Raw genomic sequence first — 16,167 nt, 5'->3', positions numbered from 1 at the left:
CGCCGGACGCCTGAAACAGTATGACCAACGCGAACGGGCGGGGACGCCTCATCTACGGCTGCATGGGACTCGGCGGTCCCTGGGAAGGCACCTCCTACGGTGCCGGCGAGATTGACCAGGCAGCCGCCGTCATTGATGCGGCAAGGCAGATCGGGATCGACCTCTTCGATCATGCCGACATCTACCGCAACGGCAAGTCCGAGGCGGTCTTCGGGGAAGTCCTCGCCCGTTCGCAGGGTCTGCGTGGGCAGATCCTGCTGCAGACCAAATGCGGCATCCGGCTGCAGGAACAAGGGCTGAACAACCACTATGACCTGAGCCGTGAGGCCATCCTCGACCGTGTCAACGGAAGCCTGAAAAGGCTGCAAACCGACTACGTGGACATCCTCCTGCTGCACCGCCCCGATCCCTTGATGGACGTACGCGAGGCGGCTGCCGCCGTCGGGCAGTTGCTGGACGAAGGCAAGGTGCGGCAGTTGGGTGTGTCCAACATGTCCGGCGCCCAGATCGCGTACCTCCAGGACCGACTGGAAACGCCTGTGGTCGCCAACCAACTGGAGATGAGCCTGCTCCGCCGGGATTGGCTGGAAAGCACCGTCCTGGTCAATCATCCGGAAGCCGCCACCTGCAGCTTTCCCCACGGCACGATCGAGTACTGCATGGAGAAGGGTGTGGAGTTGCAGGCGTACGGGTCGCTGGCCCAAGGCCGGTACACCGGCGCCCGAAGCAGTGACCTCTCTCCCGCCGAATCGGCGACGGCTGCCATGCTGCAGGAACTGGCGGAACAGAAAGACGCCGCACCGGAGTCCGTGCTCCTGGGGTGGCTGATGAAGCACCCCGCGAAGATTTCCCCGGTGGTTGGCACCACGAACCCGGGCAGGATCGGCGCCTGCGCGGATGCAGCAGCGGCAGCGGAAACCATGACCCGCGCTGAATGGTACGGACTCTGGGTGGCGGCCCGGGGGACCAACCTCCCCTAAACCCAACTGAGTCGCAGTAGTGCGCGTTATGAGAGCTCTAAACGCGCTTAACTGCGACTCAGTTGGGTTAAAAACCTAGGAAATCGGTGCCACGACGGAGTACGTGCTGGAATCACCCTGCAGGGCCTGGCTTGGCTTGCCTTCGATGCCCACGGGAATGTCGCCGGCAATCGTCACCCGGTTGAGCTTGCGCGGCTGGCCATCGTAGTTGTCCGGAGCGTAGTGCTGCGTGATCCGGTTATCGAACAACACCACCTGGTTGGGCTCCCAGTTCACGCGCACAACGTTCTCCGGGCGGGTCACGTAGGCCTGCAGCAAGCGGATGATGTCCTTGGACTCGGTATTGGACAGACCCACGATCCGCAGGCGTTGCGCAAAGCCGCCGATGAACAGTCCGCGCTCGCCGGTCAAGGGATGGACCCGGACCACCGGGTGGGCGGTCTCGAACTTCAGCCGGGTGAACTCCTTGCGCCGTTCCTCGGCGTTGACGTGCTCCAGGTTCTTGGGAACGGAGTAGTCGTAGTCGTTGGTGTGGATGGCCCACATGGTGTCCGCGAAGTTCCGCAACTCCTCCGGAAGGTCCTGGTAGGCGCCGGCCGACGAAGCAATCAAGGTCTCGCCACCGTAAGCAGGCAGGTCGATGCTGCGCAGAGTGGAAGCCTGGGGCGGGTTCACCACGAACGTGACGTCCGTGTGCCAGTTGTTGGCCGAGCCGTTTTCGCTGTCCACGGGAAGGACGTTCTCCTCACCCTCCGCGGATGCAACAGTGGGGTGTGCCTTGGTCAGGGGTCCGAAGTGCGAGGCGAACTTCACCTGGGCTTCGTCCGTGAGGATGTTCGCCTCACGGAACACCAGCGCCTTGTGCTCGTTCAGTGCTGAGCGGATCTGCGCCACCGTTTCGGCACTGAGGTCCCCGCTGACGTCCAGGCCACGGATCTCGGCGCCGATACGGGCACCCAGCTTCTTGAACTCGAGCTTGGTTTCGGTAATGACGGTCATGGGTTTGTCCTAACTGTTGATTGGTTTGGTTCAGGAGGTGGTTCAGGAAGCGTCGGCGCCGACGGCGGTCCGCCAGCGGGAGAAGTGGCGCTCAAGGGCCACGAGCAGGAAGTTCACGCCCAGCCCCAACAGCGAGACGGTGAGGATGCCCGCGTACATGTCCGGGATAAGGAAGCTGCTCTGGGCATTCACGATCAGGTAGCCCAGGCCAGCCTTGGCACCAACCATCTCCGCTGCGATCAGCACCAGGATGGAGGCCGTCCCGGCCATGCGGATGCCCGTGAAGATGGTCGGCACCGCTGAGGGGAGGATGACCTTCTGGAAAAGCCGGAAACTGTTGAGTCCCAGCGACCTGGCAGCGCGGATCAGCAGGGGGTCCACGGTCTTGACGCCGGCGATGGTGTTGAGCAGCACAGGGAAGAAAGCAGCGTACGCAACGATGCTGATCTTGGACTCCTCGCCAATGCCCAGCAGCAGCGTGAAGACCGGCAGCAGCGCCAATGCGGCGGTGTTGCGGAAAAGCTCCAGGAGCGGGTTCAGGACTGAATTGAGCTTTCCGTACCAGGCGATCAGCAGGCCCAGGGAAACACCGGCGGCCAGCGCCGCGCCGAAGCCGGCAACCGACCGGGTCAGGCTGGCTGCGATATGGCTTTGGATGGTCCCGGCCTCGAACAGCTTGCCCCAGGCCAGGAGGACCTCATGCAGCGGCGGCAGGAACACCCGCGTGGAAGGGCTCGCCAGGTAGATCGGTCCCAGTTCCCAGAGGGCCAGGAAAGCCAGGATCGCTGCGGACTTCCACACGGCGGAACCGGCAAACGAGGCGACCCGGCGGCCTGCGGCGAGGACCGGCGTCGTGCGTTGTGCCTCCTGGGGAACGGAACGTACGACGGCGTCGCGCGGCACGGTGCCGGTGGCACCTTGGGTTGTACTCGGTTCTGCGGCGGCCTGGGTGAGGGTGGTGGTCATCAGGCGGCGTTCCTTTCGGGGGTGGTGGCTGGTTCATCCGGGGCCGTGCCGTCGGGCAGGATCTTGCGGTGCCCGGCGTCCTGGGCACGCCGTACCTCGTCGTGGAGCAGGGTCCACACCTGGTGGCGGTGTTCCACGAAAGCCGGGTTGGAACGGATATCGTCGTCGCCGTCACGATCGGGGATGTCGATGTCCACGATTTCCTTGAGCCGGCCGGGCCGGGCGCTCAGCACGGCGACGCGCTGCCCCAGGTACACGGCCTCGTCGATGCCGTGGGTGATGAAGACGATCGTCTTTCCGGTGGCTTTCCAGATCCGCAGCAACTCGTCCTGCAGTTGCTCGCGGGTCTGGGCGTCAAGGGCCGCGAAGGGTTCGTCCATGAGCAATACATCGGGCTCGTAGGCCAGGCTGCGGGCAATGGCTACCCTCTGCTTCATGCCGCCGGACAACTCGTGCGGGTAGCGGTCCTCGAAGCCGGCAAGGCCCACCAGTGCCAGGTAGTCCCTGGCAGTGGCTGCCCGTTCGCGGCGGTTCAACTTCTTCCCGTCCGGGCCCACGCCTTCGAGTCCGATGGACACGTTGGCCGATGCGGTGCGCCACGGGAAGAGCGCGTACTGCTGGAAGACCACGGCCCGGTCCTTGCCCGGACCGGTCACGGGCTTTCCATCCACCAGGACTTCGCCGGAGGTGGGGGTGGACAGCCCCGCCAGCAGGTCCAGGAGGGTTGTCTTTCCGGAGCCGCTGGGACCCACGAGGGTCAGGAATTCGCCGTCGCGTACCTCGAGGTTGAGGGCATCGATGGCGGTCAGGCGGGTCGGGGCAGTGGATTTGGCGCCCCGTGCCGGGCGGACGGTGAATTCCTTGGTGACGTTGCGGAGGCTGATCTTGGCTGTCATGGTCATCCCTTCTTCCCGGTGGCGGAAGCGGCGAGCTCGTTGAACTCGTTGGTGTAGTACTTGGACGGGGTGAGCTGGCCCTTGACGATGCCTGCCGAGTTCAACCAGGCCTCCCAGCGGGTGAAGTCCTCGTCCTTGATCACACCGTTGTCCGGAACCCCGGTGCTCTTCCAGTACTTGAGGTTGGCCGTGCTTTCATTCCGGCCGCGGTTTTCGATGATCTTGGTGTAGCGGGCAATGACTTCCTCGCGGGGAGTCTCCGTGGCCCACTTGATGGCCTTGGCGATCGCGGTGGTAAAAGCGCGGGCGGTGGTGGGGTTCTTCTCGATGAAGTCGTTCCGGAGCACGATCTGGCCACCGGCGAAGGTTCCGAACAGCTCATAGTCGTTGAAGAGGGAGCGGAGCCCGCCTGCCTCGATGGCCCGGTCCTGCAGCACGCCGCCCAGCGTGCCCGCATCGACCTGGCCACGGCGGATGGCTTCCTCGGTGTCGTTCGGTGCCAGCGGAACAAGCTGGACCTGCTTGATCTCATCCGGGCTGAGGCCGTTCTTGGTGAGGTAGGTGTTGATGACCGCCTCGTGGTGGGCGCCCAGGGTGTTGACGGCAATCTTCTTGCCGATCAGGTCGCGTGGTCCCTTGATGGGGCTGTCCGCTTTCACGTAGTAGCCGCTGAACGTTTTCTGGTCGGCGCCGTAGTAATTGATGACGCCCTTGACCGGTGCGCCGGCCTCGATCAGCTTGGTGACCGCGCCGGTGAACGCGCCGCCGAAGTCGGTTTGGTTGGTGGCAGCCGACTGGATGTCCTGCGGTCCGCTGGTGGTGTTGCCTACCCACTTCAGCTCGATGTCGCCCAGGTACCCCAGGTCGTCGGCGAGTTCGGGGAAGGTGACCTGGTTGGACCAGCCCTGGTAGCGGAGCTCCTTGACTTCGGTTCCGGCCTGGTTGGCTTGTCCGACCGTGGCTGCACCGCCGCAGCCGCTCACCGTCAGCGCTAGTACGACGGCGGCCGCGACGCTCAGGAGGGGACGATGCAGTTTCATGGGGGGCTCTTTCCGATGGAGGATTTGTGTGATGGGGAAAACCGGCAGGTGCGCTGGCTTGGGAACGATGTAAGCCCACGGCGACGGTGCCTGGGAAGTCTTCCGGTAACGCCCGGAAACGCTGTGAAACAGCGTGAAATGCGACGAAACGGAGGGCCACGGAAGGCAACCCGCGGACACAAGTCGTGGTGTTGAGCCCGGTGACGAAGAGCGTCCGGTGAGCGGCCTTTGACTGGCCGGTAACGCCGTCGGGAAGTCATACTCCGCGCGGAGCGGGGTCATATGGGCTTTAGTTCGTATTGATCCTCACAACCGGCGGGATTTCTTCGCCTCGTGGGGCACAGGGCGGATACGGTAGATACATGACCTCTAGCATCGCCGCCGAGTCCGTTCGGCCTACCCGCAACATTCCTGCTGATATCGCCCGTTCCTGGCTCCTTGTCAACGCCATGAAGACGGAGCTTTTCGACGAGTCGGCGGGTTCGCGGGCAGATGCCATCATCCTTGACATCGAGGACGCGGTTGACCCGTCCCAGAAGGACGCCGCACGTGAAAACGTGGTGAACTGGCTCGCCGCCGGCGGCCAGGCCTGGGTCCGCATCAACGACGCCACCAGCAAGTTCTGGGCGGACGACCTCGCAGGCCTCCGCGGCACCCCCGGCCTTCTGGGCGTCATGCTCGCCAAGACCGAATCCGCGGACCAGGTCACCGAGTCTTACCACCGCATGGACGGCAAGACCCCCGTGATCCCGCTGGTCGAGTCTGCGCTCGGCATCGAGGAAGCCAACCACATCGCCCGTGCGCAGGGCGCATTCCGCCTTGCCTTCGGTTCCGGCGACTTCCGCCGCGACACCGGCATGGCCGCCACCCCGGAGGCCATGGCCTACCCGCGGGCCAAGCTCGTCGTGGCCAGCCGCGTTGGCAACCTGCCGGGCCCGATCGACGGCCCCACCGTAGGCACCAACCACCCGATCCTCCGCGAACAGACCGGTATCACCGTCACCATGGGCATGACCGGCAAGCTCTGCCTGGCCATTGACCAGACAACCGTCATCAACGAGGTCATCAGCCCCACGCCGTCGGATGTCGCTTGGGCCACCGACTTCATGAACGACTTCGAAGCCAACGGACGCGTGATCCGCGACGGCTCCGACCTCCCGCGCCTCGGCCGTGCGGAGAAGATCATGAAGCTCGCCGTAGCTTTCGGTGTCCAGCCTTCGCTGTAATGCTCGTCCACGGCGTCGCGTGGGACTCTCCGGCGTCGCCCGTGCTGCGGCTGCGCGCGCCGGGGGAGTCCACTGACATCGCGTTGGCCCAGGGTTCCACCCTGGGCCTTCGTGTCCTGCCGGGGCTCTGGTGCCTTGGGCACACCAAAGTGCATGGACCCCGCGACCGGACGCACGTTGACTGCGGCAACGGATCACCGGCGGAACGGGGAACCCAGTGCGGGGCCTGCTTTGCGCGCGATGATTCCCGGCTCATGCATGACTTTCATCGGGGCGGATCCGTGCCCGCCGGCCTTCGTGCTTACCTGATGCAGCCGCACTGGCTCTATGTAGCCACCTTCGCCAACGGAACCACCAAAGTGGGCACGGCTTCCGCGCCCAGGAAATGGAACCGGCTGGCCGAACAGGGCGCCGTGCACGCCTCCTATGTGGCACAGGCTGACGACGGCCGGACCGTCCGCGTGCTGGAAGATCTCGTCACCAGCGAACTCGGCCTGGTCCAGCAGGTGCGCTCCGCGGCCAAGGTGGCCTCGCTGGTGCAGCCGCGTGCCGCCGTCGAACTTGCAGCCATCAACCGGAGCCACGCCGCCAAGGTGCGCAGGCCGCTGGGTGGCTTGGCGATGACAGGCTTTGGGGTGGTGGACGAAGAGTGGGACCGGCCGGGGCTGGCCAATGACCTCTGTTCCGTGGGGTCGTCGCCCGACGTCCGGCACGCCTATCCAGTAGAGTTCGACGGCGGCGGGCACGGGCTGCGGGTCCGCTCACTGTCCGGGGCCATCGCCTTGGCGACGCTTCCCGATGCTGCCGGTGGCGAGGTGGACGGAAGCTTCATCGTGGACCTTGGGTCCTTGAAGGGACGGCGGGTTGAGCCCGGCCACCACGTCACAGAGCTCCCCGCCCTGCAGGATGCCCTGTTCTGACACCGGTCCCGCCGGCGCGGCCGGTAGACTTGGACGGTGCTGAACGAATTCTGGGCCACCGCTTCCACCGCCTACAAGGTGCTGGTTTTCAGCGCCATGGGGCTCATCGCGGTGGGCCTGATCCTGTCCATCGCAGGCAACACCTCCGGGAACCCGGGCCTCGCCATGGCGTCACTGCCGGTCATCGGAGTGGGCCTGCTGCTGCACGTGGGTGGCATCGTGGTCCGCGGCCAGCAGATCCGCAAGGGCTACAAGAAGCAGCAGTAGCCGTCGGGACAGCGCCCGGCCGGTCCGGGCCGATAGGGTTGGACCATGAGTATCAATCCGGACTTGCAGGGCCGCAGTTACCCTGCCGCAGAGGTATATGACGTCGGCCGCGAGAAAATCCGCGAGTTTGCCAAGGCAGTAAAGGCCGGCAACCAGGCGCACTTCGATGTCGAGACAGCACGGGCCCTTGGCCACAAGGATCTGGTTGCGCCGCCGACGTTCGCCATCATCGTGGCCCAGCGCGCCGATGCGCAGCTCGTCGAAGACCCGGACGCGGGCATTGATTTTTCCCGTGTGGTCCACGCAGACCAGCGCTTCACCCACCACCGGCCCATCGTGGCCGGCGACCGCCTGGTAGCAGAACTCCACGTTGATGGCGTCAGGGCCATGGGCGGCGGTGCCATGATCACCACCCGCTCCGAAATCTATGCCCTTACCGGGGAAGACGGCCGCGAGAAAGTGGCCACCACGACTTCGTCCATTCTGGTCCGCGGAGAGGGACAGTAATGCCAAAGCTTGAAGAACTGACGGTGGGCCAGGAAATCGGTACCCGCAGCATCCAGGTCACCCGCCAGGACCTGGTGAAATACGCCGGCGCATCCGGCGACTTCAACCCGATCCACTGGAACGAAGCCTTTGCCACGGCCGTTGAGCTCCCCGGCGTCATCGCCCACGGCATGTTCACCATGGGGGCGGCCGTGCAGTTGGTGAGCGACTGGGCAGGCGACCCCGCCGCAGTCGTCGATTACCAGACCCGCTTCAGCAAGCCCGTGCTGGTGGCTGACACCACCGGAACGGAGGAAGCCGGCGCCGTCATCGATGTCACCGGGATCGTAGGTGCACTGGACCCGGAAGCCGGAACGGCCCGGATCGACCTCACGGTGGTAGCTGCCGGCCAGAAGGTCCTCATGAAGGCACAAGCGGTCGTCAAGGTTCCGTAGCCTTCCGCTGGAGCCGCGGCGCACCCCCTCGTCCCAGGGACCACCGGGTGCGCCGCTGCCTTTGCGCCGCTGCCTTCCGGGGTGCGGATGAGGGTATCCCCGATCCCGGCTAGGCTTGATGGGTGACCCAGACGCTGCTTTCCGAACTGACCACGTCCGCCGTCGGCGGCCCGGCCCGCGCCTACGTCGAGGCCCGCACCGAAGCGGAAATCATCGACGCCGTCCGCTCAGCCGACGCCGCAGGGGAGAAGCTGCTCATCATCGGCGGTGGTTCCAACCTTCTGATCTCGGACGAGGGTTATCCCGGGACGGTCCTCAAGATCTCCTCCGAGGGTTTCACCGTCAATGCGGAGGACAGCTGCGGCGGCGTGTCCGTGGTGGTCCAGGCCGGACACAATTGGGACGCCCTGGTGGAACATGCCGTGCTGCACGCCTGGTCCGGGGTGGAAGCGTTGTCCGGCATTCCCGGAGCCACTGGTGCCACGCCGGTCCAGAACGTCGGGGCCTACGGGGCCGATGTCTCCCAGACCATCGCCGCTGTGCGGACCTGGGACCGCCAGCGTAATGCTGTGCAGACCTTTACCAATTCCGAGCTCGCCTTCGGTTACCGGGATTCGATCCTCAAGCAGACCACGGTGGAAGGCTCCCCGCGCTACGTCGTGCTGACTGTGGAGTTTCAGTTGGCGCTGGGCCGGATGAGTGCCCCCATCCGCTACGCCGAGCTCGCCCGGGTCCTGGGCGTCGAGGTCGGGAAGCGTGCGTACTCCACTGATGTCCGGCGGGAGGTGCTGCGGCTCAGGGCGTCCAAGGGCATGGTCCTGGATGCTGCGGACAGGGACACTTACTCCACGGGTTCGTTCTTCACCAACCCCATCGTCCCTGCCGGGCAGGCAGCGGAGTTGCCGGAGGACGCCCCCAGGTACCCCGCCGGAGGCGACGGCCTGGTCAAGCTGTCCGCTGCCTGGCTGATCGACCACGCCGGCTTTGGCAAGGGCTTCGGGCTGGACGCGTCCAGCGTTTCAGGCGGCAGGGCATCCCTGTCCACCAAGCACACCCTGGCGGTAACCAACCGCGGCTCGGCCTCGGCGGAGGACATGGCGGCCGTCGCGCGTGAGGTGCGTGCCGGCGTCGTGAGCCGCTTTGGGATCGAACTTCACCCGGAACCGCTGCTGATCGGCGTCTCGCTGTAGCCGGACCGCTGTCAGCGCGTACGGCGTTCGGCCAGGGGAAGAACCTTGTTGAGCAGGAGGAACGTCAGCCCGCAGCTGACCGAACCCTGCAGGAAAATCTGGCTGAAGGCGACGCTCTGGGGTGACGGGCCGCTGGGCATGAAGAGGCCCGCCGCGGCAAAGCCCACCAGGCCCAGGAGCATCACAAGGGCTCCCACCAGGAAGCTGCGGACCTGGGCGGCAGCGGCCGGGTAGAACCAGGGTTCGGGAGCGTCGTCGTCCCGGTCGCCCACGGGTTGGACAATGGCAGCGGCACCGATCAGCGAGGCTGCCGCAGCGGTGGCGATGAGCCCCGCCCGCTGGATCCCCTCCATGGAAGGGGACAAGCTCACTCCCGTACCAACAGCCACGATCAGCCCGGCGCCCAGCCCAAGACCGGTGCACCACCAGCCGGCAGCTGCCAGCCACCGGCTCAACGGCCGCACCAACGGAGCGAGATCACCAAAAAGCATGCATCCATCCTAGGAAATCCTGCTGGAAGACGGCTGGGAGCCGGTGCAACGTTCCCTGTGCCGCCCGTTCCTTCCCGGCCGCCAAGGCTTCTAGGATGAAGCATGCTTGCTCCTAAAACCATCGGTCGGTTACGGCTGGCGAGCCAAGGGCTCCTTACCGGTTTCGGATCAGTTCCCGAGGCTGTGCGGTGGATGACTGCCATGCAGGCGCAGGACCTGGGCTCAGCGCTGTGGGCGGTCGGTCAGCGCGTGCCGGGATCAACGGCCGCCGACGTGCGCCAGGCCTTGGACGCCGGGACGATCGTCCGGTCGTGGCCCATGCGGGGAACCCTGCACCTCCTGGCACCCGAGGACCTCCGCTGGATCCTCGGCATCACCAGTCCCCGTTTGATGAGGGCCGTGGAGGGCAGGCACCGTGAACTGGGTATCACCCCCGATGACATCAGCCACTGCCGCGATCTTGCCCTCAAGACCCTCCATGACCTGGGCGGCCAGGGTGCCAGCCGGGAGCAACTGTTTACCGCTTTTGAGGATGCCGGGCAGCCCGCCAGGGCCCAGCGGGGAATCCACATTCTGGGCAGCCTGTGCCAGGAAGCCACGTTGGTGCAGGGGCCCGTGGCGGTCTCCAACGGCAAGGCCGGTTTGCAGCAGCTGTTCGTTCCGTTCGACCAGTGGATCACCGGTTCAAGGGAACGTGACCGGGAGGAAGGAATCGCCGAGCTCCTGGTCCGGTATGTGGGCAGCCATGGCCCGGCGACGATCAGGGACTTCGCCTGGTGGACGCAGATCCCTTTGACGGAGGTGCGGAGGGCACTGGAAGCCGTACAGGACCAGCTGGTGGAACTGGCTTTTGACGGGATCAGCTACTGGGTTTCGAAGGACAGTGCGGAACTGCTCGACGGCGGTGTCCCCGGCTCCCGCTCACTGCTGGCACTTCCCGGGTTCGACGAGTTTTTGCTCGGGTACCAGGACCGGAGCATGGTGCTGGCGCCTGAGGCCGCCGGGTTGGTGGTTCCGGGCGGGAACGGTGTGTTCAAACGCATCATCGTGGCCGGGGGAGAAGTGGTGGGAACGTGGGCCAGGACCGGCGCGGGGAAGAGCCTGGGCGTGGTCGCTGAGCCGTTTGAAGGAGGGCTTGGGCCGGCTGCGCAGAGATCGTTCCAGGTGCAGGGCAGGGCCTATCTGAAGTTCATGGCCAGCTGGTAGCTGCGCACGCCCGGGACGGCAAAACCCGCTGTTTCATTGCCGGGCGGCAACGAAACAGCGGGTTTCGGCAGTGCAGGACGTAGCTTAGAGCTTGCCCGTCGCAATGTTCAGCATGCGGCGCAGCGGCTCGGCTGCACCCCACAGGAGCTGGTCTCCCACGGTGAAGGCGCTGATGTACTCCGGGCCCATTTCGAGCTTGCGGATACGGCCAACCGGGATGTCCAGGGTGCCGGAAGCCGCCACGGGGGTCAGGTCCGCCATGGAGGCTTCCTTGGTGTTGGGCACCACCTTGGCCCACTCGTTGTCCTTGGCCAGAAGGTTCTCGATTTCCGTGACGGACAGGTCCTCGCGAAGCTTCAGGGTCAGTGCCTGCGAGTGCGAACGCATGGCGCCGATGCGGACACACAGTCCGTCCATTGCGATGTGTTCCTTGCCCGCAGCGCCCTTGGACGTGCCGAGGATCTTGTTGGTCTCGACTCCGGCCTTCCACTCTTCCTTGGACTGGCCGTTGCCGAGGTCGGCATCGATCCACGGAATCAGGGAGCCGGCCAGCGGAACGCCGAACTGGGTGGCGTCAACGCCGGTGCGCTGGGTGGCGAGGACCTTGCGGTCGATCTCCAGGATGGCCGACGCGGGATCCTCGAGTTCACTGCTGACCTCGTTGTTGAGCGTGCCGAACTGGTTCAGCAGTTCGCGCATGTGGCGCGCCCCGCCGCCGGAAGCAGCCTGGTACGTCATGGACGTACCCCACTCCACGAGGTTGTTCTTGAACAGGCCGCCGAGGCCCATCAGCATGCAGGAAACCGTACAGTTTCCGCCGATGAAGTCCTTCACGCCGCCGGAGAGCCCGGCATCGATGACGTCGCGGTTGATGGGGTCCAGCACGATGATCGAATCGTCGTTCATGCGCAGGGTGGAAGCGGCGTCGATCCAAAGGCCGTCCCAGCCACGGCTGCGGAGTTCGCCGTGGACCTGCTTGGTGTAGTCGCCGCCCTGGGCGGTGACAATAATCGGCAGCTTGGCAAGCGTCTCAATATCGAACGCGTCCTCGAGCTTGCCGGGATCACCCGCGGTAGAGCTCAGGAAGGACGGGGCGGCACCTCCTGCGTTCGAGGTGGAGAAAAATACCGGGTTGATGTTGGCGAAGTCGTTCTCTTCCTGCATGCGGTGCATCAGGACGGAGCCGACCATGCCACGCCAACCGACCAGTCCAACGGACGGATTAGCTGCTGTAGTCATTCACCCAGTCTAAACTTTCGGACCTTGGTACCGCTGTTGGTTACGTCACCCGCACCACGTACGACGACGGCCCGCACCGCAGCGTCCGGCGAGCCGGAAACGGGACTACTGTCCGGCGTCGTGCTCCTGTACCAGGGCGGCCTTCCGGGCCCGCAGTGCGAAGAAGGCACCAAAGGCGAAAACCTGCGTGATCACCACGAGCACGATGATGCCCAGGATTTTGTTGCCGCCCAGGATCATGGTGAGCCCCACGATCGCGGAGAGCAGCGCGAACAGCGGCAGCAGCATGTAGCCCAGCACGAAGAGGGTTTCGGGTTTCTTGAGCATTGCCTGTACGTCCTTGGTTCCTAGCTTTCGGTCCGGCGCCATGAGGTGAACCGGTAATTCGTGCCGTTGGCGGCAGTGAGCCAGCCGTCGGCCGGTGCCATGGTGTCGAAGGTCCAATCGTCGCCGAGTTCCGGGGCGAAGGTATCGCCGTCTGTCTCGAGGTCGATGATGGTGATAACGGCGAGGTTGGCTATGCCCATGGATTGTTCAAAGATCTCTCCGCCACCGACGATCCACACCTTCTGGCCGCCGGGCGAGAACTGGGACTCGAGCAGGGCAGCATCCAGGGAATCCACTACTACTGCGCCTTCAGCATCGGCCGTGGATGCCCATTCCCGGTTGCGGGTGATGACGATATTGGTGCGTCCAGGCAGCGGACGGTACTTCTCGGGGAAGGATTCCCAGGTCTTGCGGCCCATGATCACCGGATGGCCTGTGGTGAGCCGGCTGAAATGCTTCAGGTCCTCCGGCAGGTGCCACGGCATGCCACCGTCCTTGCCAATGACGCCGTTCTTGGTCTGCGCCCAGATCATCCCGATGCCCGTCATCTTCGCAGCGGTTTCCTGCGTGAAGATGACGCCGGGAAGCTGCACGTTCGTCTCTTCTGATGGCGTGCTCATACGGCGATCGGTGCCTTGATGGTGGGGTGGTGGCGGTAGCCGACCACCTCGAAGTCGTCCAGCGTGTAGTCGAAGATCGAGTCCGGCTTCCGCAGGATGTTCAGCGTCGGGTACTCATAGGGATCCCGGCTGAGCTGTTCTGTTACCTGCTCCACGTGGTTGTCGTAGATGTGGACGTCGCCACCCGTCCAGACGAATTCACCTGGTTCAAGTCCCAGTTGCTGGGCCACCATGAGCGTGAGCAGCGCGTAGGAGGCAATGTTGAAGGGCACGCCCAGGAAGGTGTCCGCGGAGCGCTGGTACAGCTGGCAGGACAGCTTGCCGTCAGCTACGTAGAACTGGAAGAACGCGTGGCACGGCGGCAGTGCCATGTCCTTGAGCTCGGAGACGTTCCATGCCGACACGATGTGCCGCCGCGAGTCCGGGGTGGCTTCCAGGCCCTTCATGAGTTCGGAGATCTGGTCGATGTGACCGCCGTCGGGGGTTGGCCAGCTGCGCCACTGGACGCCGTACACCGGGCCCAGTTCGCCATCGGCATCCGCCCATTCATCCCAGATGGAGACGCCTTGGTCCTGCATCCACTTCACGTTGGAGTCGCCGCGCAGGAACCACAGGAGCTCGACTGCCACGGACTTGAAATGCACGCGCTTGGTGGTGATGAGCGGAAAGCTCTTGGCAAGATCGAACCTCAGCTGACGGCCAAAAACGCTGCGCGTTCCAGTCCCGGTGCGGTCCGACTTGTGCGTGCCATTCGCCATGACGTCACGCAGCAGGTCTTCGTAAGGGGTGGGGATGCTCACGAGTCCAGCTTACTGGCCAGCCGCCCGCGAAGCAGATCAATGAGCGATTCGTCACTGACGCCCGCGTCGCGCGCCGCGCGGATCAATCCGTCGACGGCGGCCAAGACCGCGGTATTTCGGTCCACCTGGGCGTGGGGGGCCTCCGGCGGCCCGACGACGACAGTTCCGTTCCGCCGTCGTGTTTCAATCAGTCCGGACTGCTCAAGTTCCTTGTAAGCGCGCGCGACCGTCCCGGCTGCGATGCCGAGGTCGGCCGCGAGGCTTCGGACGGTGGGCAGGCGGTCTCCGGGTTGGAGGGCCCCTGCGCTGACCAGCGTGCTCAGTTGCCGGCGGATCTGCTCATACGGCGGCACGGGGTCGGTGAGGTCGATCGTGATGCCGGCCGTCATGGCGATGGTTGGTTCTGCTTGGTGGCGCGGTCCCGGGGGATAGCGCGGAACAGGCTGCGGACAGGTGTGACGGCGGCGACTACGGACAGCGCGAGAAGGACGGCGCCGATCATGGTTGACGGGCTCGGGGCGATGCTTTGGAACGGCGGGAAGAGTGCTCCCCAGGCTTCCACGTTGACCAGCAACAACAATCCGGCGTTTGCCAGGAGGTAGGCGGCCAGCGTCCGGACGATCCGGAACACAGTGATGGCTCGGAGCGCGGCGTCCAGGCCGCGTTCGGCGTGACCCTCCGGAACAGCACGACGACGACGGGCGGCCAGGATTGCGGTGGCACCTATCAGCCCCACACCGCAGGTCATCAGCAGGCAAGCAGGCCACGACGGCGTACCCACCAGCAGCGCCTGCCCGGCTCCGGTCAGGGCCATGGTCACTGCGAACACCGTTGCCGAGGCGATGGCGAAGGCGAGGAGTCCCCTGGACACTGCCCGCCGCGGCCAGTGCAAGGGTTCTTCCGGGTCACCATGGTTGTGGGCGATCAGGAGTTCTCCAGCGATGATCACCAGCAGGATCAGGGTGGCCATGACTGTCACCACAACAAGGGGCGCCAGGGACCCTTGCCCCTCGACAGGGATGAAACTGAACCACAACACCAGCGTCAGGAGCGGCAACGCCCCCACGAGGCCCAGTGCCGCGCCCAGGGAGATGCTGAGCTTCGCCGCGGCGTGCGTCCGCGGATCGGCCCTCAGGGCGTTGCTGCTCATCGGCTGCCGTAACTCCTGGAGCGAAGGAAGCTTCGGCACCTTCCACCACCACATGACCAGCAGGACCGCCATGTTGACCAGGCCAGGAATGTTGAACCATGACGATTGCCAGGTCGCGCCGGGTGCCGGGAGGGATGCGAAGTTGCCTGCGATGGTGGCAAGGCCGGCCGCGATCGTGGAGACCGTTCGAAGGAGCCGGTTGGTGGCAATGGTTCGAAGGACCCTGTTGTCGTCACTGCCCAGGTTTTCCAACTGGCGTCGGCGGGCAATGAGCACCAGAACCAGCCACGTCGCTGCTGCCAGGACCGCCAGGGCACCACCGAGCCACCAAGCCAGCTCCGATCCTGCGATCCTGCCGTCCTGCCCCTGGCCCGGGTAGATGGTGGTCCCTTCCGCCGACGGGGGAGCGGGGCTGGGAAGTACGGCAGCGTAGGCCGGCTGCGTGGCGATCGTGGCTATGGCGATGGCCGCGTAGGCAAAGATCGCGGCCGTTGTCCACGCGAGTTTCCGCGGCAGGAAGTCGCGGATCCTGCGCACGCTTATTTCGGCATACCTGCGGGGTGCTTTCGGGGCGGGGTAGCTCAGCTGCCCCAGGATATGGACCGCCAGAGTCGCGGCGATTGGCCATGCCAGCGCCGTAACGATGTCCTCCGCGGTGTGGGGCGCATTCGACGCCGTGGAGTGTGCCCGGATGACGCCTGTGCTCATGGCTCCCTGGAGGGAACTGGCCATCCAGCCGATGATTCCCACCCAGAGGCCGTGCGATTCCACGGATTTGGCATCGGCCGTGGACCATACCTGCACCCTGAGGAAGAGGTAAACGAGGATTGCTCCGAGCGCAGGCCCCAGCAACAGCAGAGGCGGCAGATCAATGGACACGGTCAAGACCCCCCAAGTCTTCGAATGTTT

19 protein-coding genes are annotated in these 16,167 nt (G+C 65.0%); 8 read left to right on the top strand and 11 right to left on the bottom strand.

The genetic code is table 11. From position 1 onward, the window contains the following. The first annotated feature begins 20 nt into the window (after nucleotides 1-20). On the top strand, nucleotides 21-980 hold the full coding sequence (locus ACPFL9_RS15330; RefSeq protein ID WP_426003703.1) for an aldo/keto reductase: 960 nt from the start codon (nucleotides 21-23) through the stop codon (nucleotides 978-980). A 75-nt stretch (nucleotides 981-1,055) separates the two neighbouring features. Here ACPFL9_RS15330 and ACPFL9_RS15325 read toward each other — a convergent pair whose 3' ends face one another. The 4 genes from ACPFL9_RS15325 to ACPFL9_RS15310 are packed head-to-tail and all read right to left on the bottom strand — an operon-like array spanning nucleotide 1,056 to nucleotide 4,881. Beyond that, nucleotides 1,056-1,979: a TauD/TfdA dioxygenase family protein gene (locus tag ACPFL9_RS15325; protein ID WP_426003702.1), complete on the bottom strand. Its 924-nt coding sequence runs from the start codon at nucleotides 1,977-1,979 to the stop codon at nucleotides 1,056-1,058. A 42-nt stretch (nucleotides 1,980-2,021) separates the two neighbouring features. Further along, on the bottom strand, nucleotides 2,022-2,945 hold the full coding sequence (locus tag ACPFL9_RS15320) for an ABC transporter permease (protein ID WP_426003701.1): 924 nt from the start codon (nucleotides 2,943-2,945) through the stop codon (nucleotides 2,022-2,024). After that, nucleotides 2,945-3,841, bottom strand: a complete 897-nt coding sequence (locus tag ACPFL9_RS15315; protein ID WP_426003700.1) for an ABC transporter ATP-binding protein — start codon at nucleotides 3,839-3,841, stop codon at nucleotides 2,945-2,947. The genes ACPFL9_RS15320 and ACPFL9_RS15315 overlap by 1 nt, the downstream gene beginning before the upstream one ends. A 2-nt stretch (nucleotides 3,842-3,843) precedes the next feature. After that, entirely contained in the window at nucleotides 3,844-4,881 is a 1,038-nt protein-coding gene (locus tag ACPFL9_RS15310) for an ABC transporter substrate-binding protein (RefSeq protein WP_426003699.1), read from the bottom strand. 362 nt (nucleotides 4,882-5,243) lie between these two features. On the opposite strand from ACPFL9_RS15310, the gene ACPFL9_RS15305 reads away from it, so the two are divergent. The 6 genes from ACPFL9_RS15305 (at nucleotide 5,244) to ACPFL9_RS15280 (ending at nucleotide 9,425) form a co-directional block, all read left to right on the top strand. Next, complete coding sequence (locus ACPFL9_RS15305; protein WP_426003698.1) at nucleotides 5,244-6,107, top strand: HpcH/HpaI aldolase/citrate lyase family protein; 864 nt, start codon at nucleotides 5,244-5,246, stop codon at nucleotides 6,105-6,107. After that, nucleotides 6,107-7,027, top strand: coding sequence for a DUF2797 domain-containing protein (locus tag ACPFL9_RS15300; protein ID WP_426003697.1), 921 nt, complete (start codon nucleotides 6,107-6,109; stop codon nucleotides 7,025-7,027). The genes ACPFL9_RS15305 and ACPFL9_RS15300 overlap by 1 nt, the downstream gene beginning before the upstream one ends. A 36-nt stretch (nucleotides 7,028-7,063) precedes the next feature. Next, a complete protein-coding gene (locus ACPFL9_RS15295) occupies nucleotides 7,064-7,294 on the top strand; it encodes a DUF3188 domain-containing protein (RefSeq protein WP_426003696.1) in 231 nt (76 codons plus the stop codon). Nucleotides 7,295-7,339: 45 nt separating this feature from the next. Beyond that, a complete protein-coding gene (locus tag ACPFL9_RS15290; protein WP_426003695.1) occupies nucleotides 7,340-7,801 on the top strand; it encodes an FAS1-like dehydratase domain-containing protein in 462 nt (153 codons plus the stop codon). Then, nucleotides 7,801-8,235, top strand: coding sequence for a MaoC family dehydratase (locus tag ACPFL9_RS15285; RefSeq protein WP_426003694.1), 435 nt, complete (start codon nucleotides 7,801-7,803; stop codon nucleotides 8,233-8,235). The genes ACPFL9_RS15290 and ACPFL9_RS15285 overlap by 1 nt, the downstream gene beginning before the upstream one ends. Before the next feature lie 122 nt (nucleotides 8,236-8,357). Further along, nucleotides 8,358-9,425 carry a UDP-N-acetylmuramate dehydrogenase gene (locus ACPFL9_RS15280; protein WP_426003693.1) on the top strand — a complete coding sequence of 356 codons (1,068 nt, stop codon included), beginning with the start codon at nucleotides 8,358-8,360 and terminating at the stop codon, nucleotides 9,423-9,425. Nucleotides 9,426-9,436: 11 nt separating this feature from the next. Here the strand turns inward: ACPFL9_RS15280 and ACPFL9_RS15275 are convergent, their stop codons facing one another. Then, on the bottom strand, nucleotides 9,437-9,916 hold the full coding sequence (locus ACPFL9_RS15275) for a hypothetical protein (protein ID WP_426003692.1): 480 nt from the start codon (nucleotides 9,914-9,916) through the stop codon (nucleotides 9,437-9,439). Between the two features lie 102 nt (nucleotides 9,917-10,018). On the opposite strand from ACPFL9_RS15275, the gene ACPFL9_RS15270 reads away from it, so the two are divergent. Next, nucleotides 10,019-11,122: a winged helix DNA-binding domain-containing protein gene (locus ACPFL9_RS15270; protein WP_426003691.1), complete on the top strand. Its 1,104-nt coding sequence runs from the start codon at nucleotides 10,019-10,021 to the stop codon at nucleotides 11,120-11,122. A gap of 84 nt (nucleotides 11,123-11,206) precedes the next feature. On the opposite strand, the gene asd is transcribed toward ACPFL9_RS15270, so the two are convergent. The 6 genes from asd to ACPFL9_RS15240 all read right to left on the bottom strand — a co-directional run bounded on the left by asd (nucleotide 11,207) and on the right by ACPFL9_RS15240 (nucleotide 16,137). Then, a complete protein-coding gene (asd, locus tag ACPFL9_RS15265) occupies nucleotides 11,207-12,361 on the bottom strand; it encodes an aspartate-semialdehyde dehydrogenase (protein ID WP_426003690.1) in 1,155 nt (384 codons plus the stop codon). A 105-nt stretch (nucleotides 12,362-12,466) separates the two neighbouring features. Then, nucleotides 12,467-12,688, bottom strand: a complete 222-nt coding sequence (locus ACPFL9_RS15260; RefSeq protein WP_426003689.1) for an NF038396 family protein — start codon at nucleotides 12,686-12,688, stop codon at nucleotides 12,467-12,469. 20 nt (nucleotides 12,689-12,708) lie between these two features. Then, on the bottom strand, nucleotides 12,709-13,308 hold the full coding sequence (locus ACPFL9_RS15255; protein WP_426003688.1) for a dihydrofolate reductase: 600 nt from the start codon (nucleotides 13,306-13,308) through the stop codon (nucleotides 12,709-12,711). Beyond that, complete coding sequence (locus tag ACPFL9_RS15250) at nucleotides 13,305-14,108, bottom strand: thymidylate synthase (protein ID WP_426003687.1); 804 nt, start codon at nucleotides 14,106-14,108, stop codon at nucleotides 13,305-13,307. Before ACPFL9_RS15250 ends, ACPFL9_RS15255 begins: the two co-directional genes overlap by 4 nt. Continuing rightward, the gene (locus ACPFL9_RS15245) at nucleotides 14,105-14,497 is read right to left on the bottom strand and encodes a GntR family transcriptional regulator (protein ID WP_426003686.1); all 393 of its coding nucleotides are present in this window, start codon (nucleotides 14,495-14,497) and stop codon (nucleotides 14,105-14,107) included. Before ACPFL9_RS15245 ends, ACPFL9_RS15250 begins: the two co-directional genes overlap by 4 nt. Continuing rightward, nucleotides 14,494-16,137 carry a hypothetical protein gene (locus ACPFL9_RS15240; protein WP_426003685.1) on the bottom strand — a complete coding sequence of 548 codons (1,644 nt, stop codon included), beginning with the start codon at nucleotides 16,135-16,137 and terminating at the stop codon, nucleotides 14,494-14,496. The genes ACPFL9_RS15245 and ACPFL9_RS15240 overlap by 4 nt, the downstream gene beginning before the upstream one ends. Nucleotides 16,138-16,167 lie beyond the last annotated feature (30 nt).

This window comes from Paenarthrobacter sp. NyZ202 (assembly GCF_049860755.1).
GTDB lineage: Bacteria > Actinomycetota > Actinomycetes > Actinomycetales > Micrococcaceae > Arthrobacter.
Note: the sequence above shows the minus strand (reverse complement) of the source record. Positions and strands in the feature narration are given on the sequence as shown.

Bases quoted from the DNA above. Each gene is read 5' to 3' on its own strand.
- ACPFL9_RS15285 (WP_426003694.1), top strand. From the start codon at position 7,801: ATGCCAAAGCTTGAAGAACTGACGGTGGGCCAGGAAATCGGTACCCGC.
- ACPFL9_RS15315 (WP_426003700.1), bottom strand. From the start codon at position 3,841: ATGACAGCCAAGATCAGCCTCCGCAACGTCACCAAGGAATTCACCGTC.
- ACPFL9_RS15325 (WP_426003702.1), bottom strand. From the start codon at position 1,979: ATGACCGTCATTACCGAAACCAAGCTCGAGTTCAAGAAGCTGGGTGCC.
- ACPFL9_RS15330 (WP_426003703.1), top strand. From the start codon at position 21: ATGACCAACGCGAACGGGCGGGGACGCCTCATCTACGGCTGCATGGGA.
- ACPFL9_RS15300 (WP_426003697.1), top strand. From the start codon at position 6,107: ATGCTCGTCCACGGCGTCGCGTGGGACTCTCCGGCGTCGCCCGTGCTG.
- ACPFL9_RS15290 (WP_426003695.1), top strand. From the start codon at position 7,340: ATGAGTATCAATCCGGACTTGCAGGGCCGCAGTTACCCTGCCGCAGAG.
- ACPFL9_RS15260 (WP_426003689.1), bottom strand. From the start codon at position 12,688: ATGCTCAAGAAACCCGAAACCCTCTTCGTGCTGGGCTACATGCTGCTG.
- ACPFL9_RS15320 (WP_426003701.1), bottom strand. From the start codon at position 2,945: ATGACCACCACCCTCACCCAGGCCGCCGCAGAACCGAGTACAACCCAA.
- ACPFL9_RS15310 (WP_426003699.1), bottom strand. From the start codon at position 4,881: ATGAAACTGCATCGTCCCCTCCTGAGCGTCGCGGCCGCCGTCGTACTA.
- ACPFL9_RS15255 (WP_426003688.1), bottom strand. From the start codon at position 13,308: ATGAGCACGCCATCAGAAGAGACGAACGTGCAGCTTCCCGGCGTCATC.
- ACPFL9_RS15245 (WP_426003686.1), bottom strand. From the start codon at position 14,497: ATGACGGCCGGCATCACGATCGACCTCACCGACCCCGTGCCGCCGTAT.
- ACPFL9_RS15305 (WP_426003698.1), top strand. From the start codon at position 5,244: ATGACCTCTAGCATCGCCGCCGAGTCCGTTCGGCCTACCCGCAACATT.
- asd (WP_426003690.1), bottom strand. From the start codon at position 12,361: ATGACTACAGCAGCTAATCCGTCCGTTGGACTGGTCGGTTGGCGTGGC.
- ACPFL9_RS15275 (WP_426003692.1), bottom strand. From the start codon at position 9,916: ATGCTTTTTGGTGATCTCGCTCCGTTGGTGCGGCCGTTGAGCCGGTGG.
- ACPFL9_RS15270 (WP_426003691.1), top strand. From the start codon at position 10,019: ATGCTTGCTCCTAAAACCATCGGTCGGTTACGGCTGGCGAGCCAAGGG.